At 59.4% G+C, this 13,498-nt stretch carries 12 protein-coding genes; 10 read left to right on the plus strand and 2 right to left on the minus strand.

From position 1 onward, the window contains the following. Nucleotides 1–29: 29 nt before the first annotated feature. Nucleotides 30–398, minus strand: a complete 369-nt coding sequence (gene clpS, locus GIV35_RS08780) for an ATP-dependent Clp protease adapter ClpS (protein WP_005789091.1) — start codon at nt 396–398, stop codon at nt 30–32. Between the two features lie 225 nt (nt 399–623). Between clpS and cspD the strand changes: the two genes are divergently transcribed. Beyond that, nucleotides 624–899: a cold shock domain-containing protein CspD gene (gene cspD / locus GIV35_RS08785; protein WP_213153758.1), complete on the plus strand. Its 276-nt coding sequence runs from the start codon at nt 624–626 to the stop codon at nt 897–899. Between the two features lie 74 nt (nt 900–973). Here the strand turns inward: cspD and icd are convergent, their stop codons facing one another. After that, nucleotides 974–2,230, minus strand: a complete 1,257-nt coding sequence (gene icd / locus GIV35_RS08790; protein WP_005789095.1) for an NADP-dependent isocitrate dehydrogenase — start codon at nt 2,228–2,230, stop codon at nt 974–976. 483 nt (nt 2,231–2,713) lie between these two features. Here icd and GIV35_RS08795 point away from each other — a divergent pair, with 483 nt between their 5' ends. The 9 genes from GIV35_RS08795 (at nt 2,714) to aceA (ending at nt 13,255) form a co-directional block, all read left to right on the plus strand. Then, nucleotides 2,714–4,939, plus strand: coding sequence for an NADP-dependent isocitrate dehydrogenase (locus GIV35_RS08795; protein WP_223023841.1), 2,226 nt, complete (start codon nt 2,714–2,716; stop codon nt 4,937–4,939). Between the two features lie 204 nt (nt 4,940–5,143). Continuing rightward, nucleotides 5,144–5,590 carry an NUDIX hydrolase gene (locus GIV35_RS08800; RefSeq protein WP_223023840.1) on the plus strand — a complete coding sequence of 149 codons (447 nt, stop codon included), beginning with the start codon at nt 5,144–5,146 and terminating at the stop codon, nt 5,588–5,590. A gap of 59 nt (nt 5,591–5,649) precedes the next feature. Next, complete coding sequence (gene mnmA / locus GIV35_RS08805; RefSeq protein WP_054917266.1) at nt 5,650–6,774, plus strand: tRNA 2-thiouridine(34) synthase MnmA; 1,125 nt, start codon at nt 5,650–5,652, stop codon at nt 6,772–6,774. After that, nucleotides 6,771–7,394, plus strand: a complete 624-nt coding sequence (hflD, locus tag GIV35_RS08810; RefSeq protein WP_003192101.1) for a high frequency lysogenization protein HflD — start codon at nt 6,771–6,773, stop codon at nt 7,392–7,394. The genes mnmA and hflD overlap by 4 nt, the downstream gene beginning before the upstream one ends. A gap of 125 nt (nt 7,395–7,519) precedes the next feature. Continuing rightward, the gene (gene purB, locus GIV35_RS08815) at nt 7,520–8,890 is read left to right on the plus strand and encodes an adenylosuccinate lyase (RefSeq protein ID WP_223023839.1); all 1,371 of its coding nucleotides are present in this window, start codon (nt 7,520–7,522) and stop codon (nt 8,888–8,890) included. 84 nt (nt 8,891–8,974) lie between these two features. Continuing rightward, the gene (locus GIV35_RS08820; protein ID WP_014718907.1) at nt 8,975–10,141 is read left to right on the plus strand and encodes a ribosomal protein uL16 3-hydroxylase; all 1,167 of its coding nucleotides are present in this window, start codon (nt 8,975–8,977) and stop codon (nt 10,139–10,141) included. After that, on the plus strand, nt 10,134–10,556 hold the full coding sequence (locus GIV35_RS08825; RefSeq protein ID WP_003192105.1) for a GNAT family N-acetyltransferase: 423 nt from the start codon (nt 10,134–10,136) through the stop codon (nt 10,554–10,556). Before GIV35_RS08820 ends, GIV35_RS08825 begins: the two co-directional genes overlap by 8 nt. A gap of 142 nt (nt 10,557–10,698) precedes the next feature. Next, complete coding sequence (locus GIV35_RS08830) at nt 10,699–11,436, plus strand: secretin N-terminal domain-containing protein (protein WP_014718909.1); 738 nt, start codon at nt 10,699–10,701, stop codon at nt 11,434–11,436. A gap of 493 nt (nt 11,437–11,929) precedes the next feature. After that, nucleotides 11,930–13,255: an isocitrate lyase gene (gene aceA / locus GIV35_RS08835; RefSeq protein WP_003174717.1), complete on the plus strand. Its 1,326-nt coding sequence runs from the start codon at nt 11,930–11,932 to the stop codon at nt 13,253–13,255. Nucleotides 13,256–13,498 lie beyond the last annotated feature (243 nt).

Below are 13,498 nucleotides of genomic sequence, written 5' to 3' on the forward strand. Positions count from 1 at the left end.
AGCTTCACCTCATACCCAAGTGGTCGGCGTTAACCGTCCTTCTCGATTTCACAGAGTAGCGGATGCTGGCTTTCCCTGGCGTACTGGTTGACCTGCATGGCCTTTGTCTCGGCGATGTCGCGGGTAAACACTCCACATACTGCCCGTCCTTCTGTGTGAACGGCCAGCATTACCTTGGTCGCCAACTCGCGGTTCAGGTTAAAAAACACCTCGAGCACTTCGACGACGAAATCCATCGGTGTGTAGTCATCATTGAACAAAACCACCTTGTACATCGGCGGCGCCTGTAAAGCAGGCTTGGCCTCCTGAACAGCAATGCCTGCAGAACCGTCGTCGTCATGTTCCTGATCCGGGCGATCCTGATTGAATGTTAGTCGAATCTGGCTGTTTGCATGCATGGGAAAGAAAGGTTCGTCAGTGGTTCAATTACAGTGGTGGGGGCGACCTGTCAGAATTTCAACTCTGACTCTTGGGTCACCTTGACTATCGGCGAATCGGTGTTACAACAAATAGAGCCCACAGTGGGTAAAAAAGGTCCGCGCAGTCAACCTTATTTATTCGGGTTAGGACGGATAGACAGGATGATACTCCAGTGATGGAGTCTGGTGCAGAGGGATAAGGGAATGGCTAGTGGTAAGGTCAAGTGGTTCAACAATGCCAAGGGTTACGGCTTCATTAATGAAGACGGAAAGAGTGAAGACCTCTTTGCGCATTTCTCAGCGATCAATATGGATGGGTACAAAACGCTGAAAGCGGGTCAAGTGGTCTCCTTTGAGATTACCCAGGGCCCAAAGGGCTTGCATGCGGTGAAGATCGAAGGAATCACCGCTAGTAGCCCTGCCGTTGAAAACGTTGCGGCGCCCGGCCAGAAATCACGACAAGAAAAGCAGCAGGCCTGACCAGTCACAGAACAAAGCACTGAAAGCAAACCGGCCACCCCGAATCACCAGGGCGGCCGATTTTGTGTGCCTGTTTACATATGCTTGATCAACGCATCACCAAAGCCCGACGACGACACCAACGTAGCGCCATCCATCAGGCGCTCGAAGTCATAGGTCACGGTCTTGGCTGAAATCGCGCCATTGGTGCCCTTGATGATCAGATCCGCTGCCTCGACCCACCCCATATGCCGCAGCATCATTTCCGCAGACAGGATCAATGACCCAGGGTTGACCTGATCCTTGCCCGCATATTTAGGCGCAGTGCCGTGGGTGGCTTCAAACATTGCCACGGTGTCCGACAGGTTGGCCCCCGGCGCAATACCAATACCGCCCACTTCAGCCGCCAGGGCGTCGGACAGGTAATCACCATTGAGGTTGAGCGTGGCGATCACGTCATATTCGGCCGGGCGCAGCAGGATCTGCTGGAGCATGGCGTCGGCAATAGCATCTTTGACCACCACATTCTTGCCGGTCTTGGGGTTCTTGAACTGCATCCACGGCCCGCCATCGAGCAAAGTCGCACCGAACTCTTCAGCCGCCACCTCATAGGCCCACTCCTTGAAGGCACCCTCGGTGAACTTCATGATGTTGCCTTTGTGCACGATGGTCAGCGAGTCGCGATCGTTATCCACCACATATTGCAGGGCCTTGCGCGCCAGGCGCTTGGTACCCTCTTTGGAGACCGGCTTGACGCCAATCCCGCAATCCTGGTCGAAACGGATCTTGGTAACGCCCATTTCTTCCTTGAGGAACTTGATCACCTTGATCGCTTCCGGCGAACCGGCCTTCCACTCGATGCCCGCGTAAATATCCTCGGAGTTCTCACGGAAAATGGTCATGTCCACGTCGCCTGGTTTTTTCACCGGGCTGGGCACGCCTTCGAACCAGCGCACAGGGCGCAGGCACACATACAGGTCGAGCTGCTGGCGCAGGGCCACGTTCAGCGAACGGATACCGCCACCGACTGGCGTTGTCAGCGGGCCCTTGATGGAAACCACGTAATCCTTGACCGCATCCAGGGTTTCCTGGGGCAGCCAGGTGTCCTGGTCGTAGACTTGCGTGGCCTTTTCACCAGCGTACACCTCCATCCAGGAGATTTTGCGCTTGCCGCCGTAAGCCTTTTCAACAGCGGCATCGACCACCTTGATCATCACCGGGCTGATGTCGACGCCAATACCGTCTCCTTCGATGTAGGGGATGATCGGTTGGTCAGGAACATTGAGAGAATGGTCTGCATTGACGGTGATTTTGTCGCCGACTGCCGGAACCTGAATCTTCTTGTATCCCATGCTGAACTCCATCTATGGATTGAACATCTGGCTGCGTTCGAGCCTACTCCAGATAAATGGCGACTGAAACCTCACGCCATGCTCATTTGCATCGAAAACAGCACATTTGGTGGCCTACAAGCCTGAAAGCAAAGGGAAAAGCGCCAATCTTGAGCACATCTCACCACCCCACGCACCTGCGACCTTTAGACCAATGGACGAGCCCCCTTTTGTATGAAGGCTCAGCGTAAGCATAGCGACCTATGTATAATGCCGCCGCTGACCAAAGAGTCACGACGGCGGACCGCTCTAGAACGTAGCCTTTCGCCAGAAAGCCGGACTATTACCATAGCCCACCCGCTTGACGCTCGACTGATGCAAACCAACATCACCGCGAAGAAACCTCGACATTTCGCTCATGGATGACTTTGAACGAACGCGCTCTACCCGGCGCATCTCGAGTTTCTGCGCACGCTTTCAGCAAAGAAGAGAGTTAATCCGAATATGCCCACCCGCTCGAAGATCATCTACACCTTCACCGACGAAGCCCCAGCCCTCGCCACCTATTCACTGCTGCCTATCGTAGAGGCCTTCACCGCTTCCGCTGATATTGCCGTGGAAACCCGCGACATTTCCCTCGCCGGGCGCATCCTCGCAAGCTTCCCCGAGCAACTGGGCACCAAGGCCATCCCGGACCACCTCGCCGAACTGGGCGACCTGGCCGTCACGCCTGAAGCCAACATCATCAAGCTTCCCAACATCAGCGCCTCGACCCCGCAGCTGCAAGCCGCGATCAAGGAACTGCAGGCCCAGGGCTACGCCCTGCCGGACTACCCTGAAACCGTAACCACCGACGCGGAAAAAGAAACCCGTGCACGTTACGACAAGGTCAAGGGCAGCGCCGTGAACCCGGTACTGCGCGAAGGCAACTCCGACCGTCGCGCACCGCTGTCGGTCAAGAACTATGCACGCAAGCACCCGCACAAGATGGGCGCCTGGGCTGCCGACTCCAAGTCGCACATTGCCCACATGAACAACGGCGACTTCTACGGCAGCGAAAAAGCCGTGCAGATCGAAACCGCTGACGCGGTCAAAATTGCGCTGGTTGCAAAGGACGGCACCACCACCGTCCTGAAGGAAAAAACCAGCGTTCAGGCCGGCGAAATCATCGACACCGCCGTGCTGAGCAAGAAAGCCCTGCGCAGCTTCATTGCCGCTGAAATCGAAGACGCCAAGAAGCAAGGCGTGCTGCTGTCGGTTCACTTGAAAGCCACCATGATGAAGGTCTCCGACCCGATCATGTTCGGCCAGATCGTTGCCGAGTTCTATAAAGACGCCCTGACCAAGCACGCGGCCGTGCTGGAACAGATCGGCTTCAACCTGAACAACGGCATCGGCGACCTGTACGCCCGCATCAAGGCCCTGCCGGCCGACCAGCAAGCGCAGATCGAAGCCGACATCCAGGCGGTCTACGCTGCTCGCCCTGCCCTGGCGATGGTCAACTCCGACAAAGGCATCACCAACCTGCACGTGCCAAGCGACGTCATCGTCGACGCCTCGATGCCAGCGATGATCCGTGACTCCGGCAAGATGTGGGGCACCGACGGCCAGTTGCACGACACCAAGGCTGTGATCCCGGATCGCTGCTACGCCACCATCTACCAGGCGGTCATCGAAGACTGCAAGGCCAATGGCGCCTTCGACCCAACCACCATGGGCAGCGTGCCAAACGTTGGCCTGATGGCGAAGAAAGCCGAAGAATACGGCTCCCACGACAAGACCTTCCAGATCAAGGCTGACGGCGTTGTCCGCGTCACCGACAGCCAGGGCAACCTGCTGATGGAACAGAACGTCGAAGCTGGCGACATCTTCCGCATGTGCCAGACCAAAGACGCGCCGATCCAGGACTGGGTCAAGCTCGCCGTCAACCGTGCCCGCGCCAGCAACACCCCGGCCATTTTCTGGCTGGACCCCAAGCGCGCCCACGATGGCGTAGTGGTCGAGAAAGTTCAGGCTTACCTGAAAGACCACAACACCGAAGGCCTGGACATCCGCATCATGGCCCCGGTCGATGCGATGAAGTTCACCCTGGAGCGCACCCGCAAGGGCCTGGACACCATCTCGGTGACCGGCAACGTACTGCGCGACTACCTGACCGACCTGTTCCCGATCATGGAACTGGGCACCAGCGCCAAGATGCTGTCGATCGTGCCGCTGATGAATGGCGGTGGCCTGTTCGAAACCGGCGCTGGCGGTTCGGCTCCAAAGCACGTGCAGCAACTGCTGGAAGAAAACTTCCTGCGCTGGGATTCCCTGGGCGAGTTCCTGGCCCTGGCCGCGTCCCTTGAGCATTTGGGTGTGACGTACAACAACCCGAAAGCCCTGGTACTGTCCAAGACCCTGGACCAGGCCACCGGCCAGTTCCTGGACAACAACAAGTCGCCATCGCGCAAGGTCGGCAACATCGACAACCGCGGCAGCCACTTCTACCTGGCGCTGTACTGGGCACAAGCCCTGGCCGCCCAGACTGAAGACACTGCACTGCAAGCGCAGTTTGGCGAACTGGCCAAAACCCTGGCCGAGAACGAAGCAACCATCGTTGCCGAACTCAACGCCGTACAGGGCAAGCCAGTGGACATCGGCGGCTACTACGCGCCGAACCCTGAGCTGACCAGCAAAGCCATGCGCCCGAGCAACACCCTCAATGCGGCGATTGCCAAGTTGAAGTAAGGTTGTAAGGATGCAAAGAAGCCCCGGCCAAGTGCCGGGGTTTCTGCTTGTAGGGATTTCATTGAAGAAACCCAATCCAATGTGGGAGCTGGCTTGCCTGCGATTGCAGCCTGTCAGTTCATACAGGCGTAGCTGACCCACCGCCATCGCAGGCAAGCCAGCTCCCACATTGAGCATGCCACCTTCCAGATACCGAGGTTCGCAATGACCTGGCTCCCCCACATCACCGTCGCCACCATCGTCGAAGACAACGGCCGCTTCCTGATGGTCGAAGAACTCAAGGGCGGCCGCGCCGTGCTCAACCAGCCCGCCGGCCATCTGGACCCGAACGAAACCCTGACCGAAGCCGCCGTGCGTGAAACCCTTGAAGAAACCGGCTGGGATGTCGAGGCCAGCGGTATTGTCGGCATCTACCTCTACACTGCACCCAGCAATGGGGTTACCTATCAACGCGTCTGCTTTATCGCCAAGGCACTGAAACACCACCCGGACTATCAACTTGACGAAGGCATCCTGCGCGCCCGCTGGCTGACCCGTGACGAGCTAATGGCCGTGCGCGACGACTGGCGCAGCGAGCTGATTATCCGTTGCATCGATGATTATCTGGCCGGCCAACGCCACAGTCTCGAATTGATCCGCCCTTCTCTTTAGCCTTGCGGGCCCAGGCCTGCTAGAATCGCGTCCTTTTTCAAGACACCCGTTGAAACCCTATGCGTGATCCAGCCCCTTCTGACACACAAAAGAAGCGCGTCATCGTCGGCATGTCCGGCGGCGTGGATTCTTCCGTTTCCGCCGTTCTGCTCATGGAGCAGGGTTATGAGGTGGAAGGCCTGTTCATGAAGAACTGGGAAGAAGACGATGGAACCGAATACTGCACCGCCATGGACGACCTCGCGGACGCCCAGGCCGTGTGCGACAAGATCGGCATCAAGCTGCACACCGCCAACTTCGCCGCCGAGTACTGGGACAACGTGTTCGAGCACTTCCTGGCCGAATACAAGGCCGGCCGAACGCCCAACCCGGACATCCTGTGTAACCGCGAAATCAAGTTCAAGGCCTTCCTCGACTACGCCATGATGCTCGGCGCCGACCTGATAGCTACCGGCCACTACGTGCGCCGTCGCGATATCGATGGCCGCACCGAACTGCTCAAGGGCCTGGACCCGAACAAGGACCAGAGCTACTTCCTGCACGCCGTGGGCGGTGAACAGATCGCCAAGACTCTGTTCCCGGTCGGCGAGCTGGAAAAACCCGAAGTGCGCAAGATTGCCGAGAAACACGGCCTGGCCACCGCCAAGAAGAAAGACTCCACCGGTATCTGCTTTATCGGCGAGCGGCGCTTCAGCGACTTCCTCAAGCAATACCTGCCGGCGCAACCGGGCGAGATCAAGACCACCGAGGGTGAAGTGATCGGCCGCCACCACGGCCTGATGTACCACACCATCGGCCAGCGCCAGGGCCTGGGCATCGGCGGCTTGAAAGACGCAGGTGTTGAGCCGTGGTACGTGCTGGTCAAAGACCTGGAAAACAACGTGCTGGTGGTCGGACAGGGCAACGAGCACCCGCTGCTGTTCTCCGGCGCCCTGCTCGCTTCCGAGATTTATTGGGTCAACCCTATCGACCTGAGCACCCCGCGCCGCCTGACCGCCAAAGTGCGTTATCGCCAGAGCGACCAGCCCTGCACCCTGGAAAAGACCGCCACCGGCTACCGTGCCACCTTCGATGACCCGCAACGCGCGGTCACCCCTGGCCAGTCCGTGGTGTTCTATGACGGCGAGATCTGCCTGGGCGGCGGCGTGATTGAAGTCGCGCAAGCCTGGAGCAACCCGGCATGAGCCCGACCCAGGAGCAGTTGACAGCCCTTGGCGGTGTCTTTCTCGCTGCGGTACTGGTGGACAAGATCGCCAAGACCGGCCAGGTCACTGAAGCCGGCCTGACCTGCATGCTCGGCAGCCTGCTGATCCGCGACCCCAAGGACACCCTTGAGGTTTACGGCGGCGACGACCTGGCCCTGCGTGAAGGCTATCGCGCCCTGATCGGCGCCCTGGAGCGCGACCCAAGTACTTTGCAGCGCGAGCCGTTGCGTTATGCCCTGTCGATGCTCGGCCTTGAGCGCCAGTTGGCCAAGCGCGACGACCTGCTGGACACCATCGGCAAGCGCTTGCCGCAGATCCAGTCCCAGGTAGAACACTTCGGCCCGGCCCACGAAAACGTGATCGCCGCCTGTGGTGCGCTGTACCAGGACACCTTGAGCACCCTGCGCCAGCGCATCCAGGTGCATGGCGACATGCGCAACCTGCAGCAACCCAACAACGCGTCGAAAATCCGCGCCCTGCTTCTGGCCGGTATTCGTTCGGCACGCTTGTGGCGCCAACTGGGCGGTCATCGCTGGCAGTTGGTAATCAGCCGACGCAAATTACTCAAAGAGCTTTACCCGTTGATGCGCAACGAATAAGTCGCACCAGCAGGCTGTTTTCAAGCCATTACGCGTAATACGCCGGTCAGTTGGCGACGGACCGGCGGATTTTTTCATGTATGATACGCGCCCCATTTCGTTGCCCGACTGTCCGAGAACACCCCATGCAGCTCTCTTCGCTCACTGCGGTTTCCCCTGTTGACGGCCGCTACGCCGGCAAAACCCAGGCCCTGCGCCCTATTTTCAGCGAGTACGGCCTGATCCGTGCCCGTGTCCTGGTTGAAGTGCGCTGGCTCCAGCGCCTGGCCACTCACCCCGCCATCAGCGAAGTGCCGGCGTTTTCCGCCGAGGCCAACGCTGTATTGAACACCCTGGCGGAAAACTTCTCGCTGGAGCACGCCGAGCGTGTGAAAGAGATCGAGCGCACCACCAACCACGACGTCAAAGCCATCGAATACCTGCTCAAAGAGCAAGCGGCCCAACTGCCGGAACTGGCCCAGGTCAGCGAGTTCATCCACTTTGCCTGCACCAGCGAGGACATCAACAACCTGTCCCACGCCCTGATGCTGCGCGAAGGCCGTGATGACGTGATGCTGCCGCTGATGCGCCAGACCGCCGAAGCCATCCGCGAGCTGGCGATCCGTTTCGCTGCCGTGCCGATGCTGTCGCGCACCCACGGCCAGCCGGCCTCGCCGACCACCCTGGGCAAAGAACTGGCCAACGTGGTGTACCGCCTGGAGCGCCAGATCGCCCAAGTCGCCGCCGTGCCATTGCTGGGTAAGATCAACGGCGCCGTAGGCAACTACAACGCCCACCTGTCGGCCTACCCTGAGATCGACTGGGAAGCCAACGCCCGCGCCTTCATCGAAGACGAATTGGGCCTGGGCTTCAACCCCTACACCACGCAGATCGAACCCCACGACTACATCGCCGAGCTGTTCGACGCGATTGCACGCTTCAACACCATCCTGATCGATTTCGATCGCGATATCTGGGGCTACATCTCCCTGGGCTACTTCAAGCAGCGCACTATTGCAGGCGAAATCGGTTCGTCGACCATGCCGCACAAGGTCAACCCGATCGACTTCGAAAACTCCGAAGGCAACCTGGGTATCGCCAACGCCCTGTTCCAGCACCTGGCCAGCAAGTTGCCGATCTCCCGCTGGCAGCGCGACCTGACCGACTCCACCGTACTGCGTAACCTCGGCGTCGGTTTTGCCCACAGCGTGATCGCGTACGAAGCCAGCCTCAAAGGCATCAGCAAGCTGGAGCTCAACGAGCAGAAGATTGCCGCTGACCTGGACGCGTGCTGGGAAGTATTGGCCGAGCCGATCCAGACTGTGATGCGCCGCTACAACATCGAAAACCCCTACGAGAAGCTGAAAGAATTGACGCGCGGCAAGGGCATCAGCCCCGAAGCGCTGCAAACTTTCATCGACGGCCTGGACATGCCAGCCGCAGCCAAGGCCCAGCTGAAACTGCTCACCCCGGCCAACTACATCGGCAACGCTGTAGAACAAGCCAAGCGCATCTGATCCAAGCAAGCTCCTTTGAGACGCCCGGCCGCGCCGGGCGTTTTTATTCCTGTCTTAAAAGTGCTTTTTTTCAATAGGTTACACATGAATCCTGATATCCCTCTTCAACTTCTGGGCGGCATCACGGCACGGGAATTCCTGCGCGACTACTGGCAGAAAAAACCGCTGCTGATCCGCCAGGCCATCCCTGACTTCGAAAGCCCGATCGACGCCGACGAACTGGCAGGCCTGGCCCTGGAAGAAGAAGTCGAGTCGCGCCTGGTGATCGAACACGGCGAGCGCCCGTGGGAACTGCGTCGCGGCCCGTTCGCCGAAGACGCTTTCAGCACCCTGCCCGAGCGCGAGTGGACCCTGCTGGTGCAGGCAGTCGACCAGTTCGTGCCGGAGGTGGCTGAGCTGCTGGAGCACTTCCGCTTCCTGCCGAGCTGGCGTATCGATGATGTGATGATCAGCTTCGCCGCGCCGGGTGGCAGCGTCGGTCCACATTTCGATAACTACGATGTGTTCCTGCTGCAAGCCCAGGGTAAGCGCAACTGGAAGATCGGCCAGATGTGCAATTCCGAAAGCCCGTTGCTGCAACACGCCGACCTGCGCATCCTCGCCGAATTCGAAGAAAGCGCCGAATGGGTGCTCGAGCCGGGCGACATGCTCTACCTGCCGCCGCGCCTGGCCCATTTCGGTATTGCTGAAGACGACTGCATGACCTATTCCGTAGGTTTCCGTGCACCGAGCGCCGCTGAAGTGCTGACCCACTTCACCGACTTCCTCAGCCAGTACCTGACCGACGAAGAGCGCTACACCGACGCCGACGCCCAGCCGGTCAGCGACCCGCACCAGATCCAGGGCGACGCACTGGACCGCCTCAAGGGCCTGCTCGCCGAGCACATGAGCGATGAGCGCATGCTGCTGACCTGGTTCGGCCAGTTCATGACCGAGCCACGCTACCCGGAACTGGTGGCCGGCGAAGAGTTGGGCGAAGAAGACTTCATCAACAGCCTGCAAGACGGCGCGATCCTGGTGCGCAACCCGAGCGCACGCCTGGCCTGGTCCGAAGTGGATGACGACGTACTGCTGTTCGCCAGCGGCCAGAGCCGTTACCTGCCGGGCAAACTGCGTGAACTGTTGAAGCTGGTGTGCTCGGCCGATGCACTGCACAGCGAAAACCTGGGCGAGTGGCTGGCCGACGAAGACGGTCGCGACCTGCTGTGCGAACTGGTCAAGCAAGGCAGCCTGGGGTTCGCGGATGAATAAAATTCACGTAAGTGTCGCGGACTGGCGAAAGGATATCGACGAGATTCGGCGCATTCGTGAAGCGGTATTCATCGCTGAACAATCGGTCCCGCCTGAATTGGAGTGGGACGCGGACGATGCCGGCGCCATGCATTTTCTTGCATACGAAGGCGACTTCCCGATTGGCACCGCTCGATTGCTGCCCAGCGGCGAGATCGGTCGGGTATCGGTGCTCAAGGACTGGCGCGGACTGAAAGTCGGCGACAAGCTGATGGAAGCAGTGATTGGCGAGGCCGTGAAACGCGGCCAGACCCGGCAATTCCTGAGTGCGCAGGTGTATGCGGCACCGTTCTATGAGCGACTGGGATTCAAGATCGTCAGCGATGAGTTTCTTGAGGTCGGGATTCCGCATGTGGATATGGTGCGCGAGGGCTGAGCGGGCTTGCTCGCGAAGACTATCTCAGGAACACCACAAATGCCCTGCCTGCCAGGGCATTTTGCTGTCTACGATTCAACTTGCGCCCCACCAGGCCGACAAACTGGCACTATCAAGCAAATGACTCGCAGAGATAACGGACATGTCCCTACGCACCCTGCTCACCGCCCTCGTGATGACCGTCAGCGCTTGCGCCATGGCCGCCACTGAAGTCGTCAACCTGAACAACCGCACCAGTGCCGACCTGCTGCCCGTGGCGCAGAACTTCATTGGCAAGGACGGCACCGTCAGCGCCTACGGCAACCAGCTTATCGTTAACGCCGAGCCCGCCAGGATCGAGGGCTTGCGCGCACTGCTCGGCCAATTGGATACACCGGCCAAACGCTTGCTGATCACCGTCGATACCAACGAGAACAACCAGCAGAACAGCGGCGACAGCCAGACCCGCATCATCAGCTACGGCACTGCCAGCCGCGACGGTGGCGTGCAGCAGATTCAGGCCAGCGAAGGCGTGCCCGCGCTCATACAGGTCGGCCAGAGCGTGCCGCTGACCACCACGCAGCAGGACAGCTATGGCCGCCTGCAAAACCAGACCCAGTATCGCAACGTCACCCAAGGCTTTTACGTGACCGCCAGCGTCACTGGCGAGACCGTGCACCTGGCCATCAGTACCAACCGTGACCGCATGAGCCAGGAACGTCCCGATGTAGTGAACGTGCAAAGCACCGACACAACCGTCAGCGGCCGCTTGGGCGAGTGGATCCCCCTAGCCGGCATCAATCGTGAAACCCAGGCGGACAAATCCTCTACAACCCGCAGCTACTCTACTCAGGGCCGCGATGACCTGACTTTACGGGTCAAGGTCGACACCCTGAACTGAAGCACCGAAAACTGACTGGCAAGTCGCATTAGACTAAAGATGTAGTGCCTAAAAAAAAGCACTACAAAACATTTGACGAGCCAAAAAAGCATGGGCATGATGGCCTCGCTCCCGCTAATCAGGGGCCCTGGCAAGGGCCTTCGGATCGCCGCTCTAAGCTACCCACCTGAGCCGATTCGTGTCTGTACCGCCCACAAGGTGTGTTTGACGTTGGTTGCGACTGGAACGAAGTTGTCCCGAGGGACGGAAGCCAACCAGGTAACCCGGCTACACACTGATGGATCGTACAAAGGCCCACGACGCCCGAAGACCGTTCGCAGTTTGCCCTTACCTGCTCAACTCTCCCTTGAGCCCCATCGTTCATCCCGTCGCCTACCTCCGTCAGATTTGACTTGAACACCAAAGCTTCTGGTCAGCGAGCAACCCTACCCAGGCAACGAATGCCGGGCTGGCAAACGGATACTTCAAATAAGACGCGACGAGGTTTTTCCCCATGGCACTGACACGCGAACAGCAAATTGCAGCCCTTGAAAAAGACTGGGCTGAAAACCCACGCTGGAAAGGCGTGACCCGCGCTTATTCCGCTGCTGACGTCGTCCGCCTGCGTGGCTCGGTCCAACCTGAGCACACCTTTGCAAAACTCGGCGCCGAGAAGCTGTGGAACCTGGTCACCCAAGGTGCCAAGCCTTCTTTCCGTCCCGACAAAGATTTCGTCAACTGCATGGGCGCCCTCACTGGCGGCCAGGCAGTCCAGCAGGTAAAAGCCGGTATCCAGGCGATCTACCTGTCCGGCTGGCAAGTGGCAGCGGACAACAACTCCGCTGAATCCATGTACCCCGACCAATCGCTGTACCCGGTGGACTCGGTGCCAACCGTGGTCAAGCGCATCAACAACTCGTTCCGTCGTGCCGACCAGATCCAGTGGAAAGCCGGCAAGAACCCAGGCGATGAAGGCTACATCGACTACTTCGCGCCAATCGTGGCTGATGCCGAGGCCGGTTTCGGCGGCGTACTCAACGCCTACGAGCTGATGAAGAGCATGATCGAGGCAGGCGCTGCCGGCGTGCACTTCGAAGACCAGCTGGCTTCGGTGAAAAAATGCGGCCACATGGGCGGCAAGGTACTGGTACCGACCCAGGAAGCCGTGCAGAAGCTGACCGCTGCCCGCCTGGCCGCTGACGTTGCCGGCACACCGACCATCATCCTGGCCCGTACCGACGCCAACGCGGCAGACTTGCTGACCTCGGACTGCGACCCGTACGACCAACCATTCGTTACCGGCGAGCGCACCCAGGAAGGCTTCTATAAAGTGCGCGCCGGCCTCGACCAGGCAATCGCCCGTGGCCTGGCCTACGCGCCGTACGCCGACCTGATCTGGTGCGAAACCGCCAAGCCGGACCTGGACGAAGCCCGTCGTTTCGCCGAGGCGATCAAAAAGGAATACCCGGACCAACTGCTGTCCTACAACTGCTCGCCTTCTTTCAACTGGAAGAAGAACCTGGACGACGCGACCATCGCCAAGTTCCAGCGCGAACTGTCAGCCATGGGCTACAAGCACCAGTTCATCACCCTGGCCGGCATCCACAACATGTGGCACAGCATGTTCAACCTGGCGCACGACTACGCCCGCAACGACATGACGGCCTACGTGAAGCTGCAGGAGCAGGAATTCGCTGACGCCGCCAAAGGCTACACCTTTGTGGCGCACCAGCAGGAAGTGGGCACCGGCTACTTCGACGACATGACCACCGTGATCCAGGGCGGCACCTCGTCCGTGACCGCGCTGACCGGTTCGACCGAAGAAGAGCAGTTCCACTAAGCACCGCGTACACGGCCACTGCGGCCCCACGGAAGACCTAACCGCAGTGCCGCGCAACAATCACGCCCCGACTGGTTCGGGGCGTTTTTTTGCCTGGGAATCACCGAAAATCAATGGTGGGAGCTGGCTTGCCTGCGATGGCCATAGGTATCTACATAACTCTGTTAGCTCAACGGTAACCACGATGCGAAGCGAGCCGCTCTTGATCTTGATCTGCTTTTGATCTTAGGCGCCCCGTTAAAC

Source organism: Pseudomonas sp. PA-1-6B (assembly GCF_021609545.1).
Lineage (GTDB): Bacteria > Pseudomonadota > Gammaproteobacteria > Pseudomonadales > Pseudomonadaceae > Aquipseudomonas > Aquipseudomonas fluorescens_BV.

Bases quoted from the DNA above. Each gene is read 5' to 3' on its own strand.
- GIV35_RS08795 (WP_223023841.1), top strand. From the start codon at position 2,714: ATGCCCACCCGCTCGAAGATCATCTACACCTTCACCGACGAAGCCCCA.
- hflD (WP_003192101.1), top strand. From the start codon at position 6,771: ATGAGCCCGACCCAGGAGCAGTTGACAGCCCTTGGCGGTGTCTTTCTC.
- GIV35_RS08820 (WP_014718907.1), top strand. From the start codon at position 8,975: ATGAATCCTGATATCCCTCTTCAACTTCTGGGCGGCATCACGGCACGG.
- cspD (WP_213153758.1), top strand. From the start codon at position 624: ATGGCTAGTGGTAAGGTCAAGTGGTTCAACAATGCCAAGGGTTACGGC.
- mnmA (WP_054917266.1), top strand. From the start codon at position 5,650: ATGCGTGATCCAGCCCCTTCTGACACACAAAAGAAGCGCGTCATCGTC.
- GIV35_RS08825 (WP_003192105.1), top strand. From the start codon at position 10,134: ATGAATAAAATTCACGTAAGTGTCGCGGACTGGCGAAAGGATATCGAC.
- GIV35_RS08800 (WP_223023840.1), top strand. From the start codon at position 5,144: ATGACCTGGCTCCCCCACATCACCGTCGCCACCATCGTCGAAGACAAC.
- clpS (WP_005789091.1), bottom strand. From the start codon at position 398: ATGCATGCAAACAGCCAGATTCGACTAACATTCAATCAGGATCGCCCG.
- purB (WP_223023839.1), top strand. From the start codon at position 7,520: ATGCAGCTCTCTTCGCTCACTGCGGTTTCCCCTGTTGACGGCCGCTAC.
- icd (WP_005789095.1), bottom strand. From the start codon at position 2,230: ATGGGATACAAGAAGATTCAGGTTCCGGCAGTCGGCGACAAAATCACC.
- GIV35_RS08830 (WP_014718909.1), top strand. From the start codon at position 10,699: ATGTCCCTACGCACCCTGCTCACCGCCCTCGTGATGACCGTCAGCGCT.
- aceA (WP_003174717.1), top strand. From the start codon at position 11,930: ATGGCACTGACACGCGAACAGCAAATTGCAGCCCTTGAAAAAGACTGG.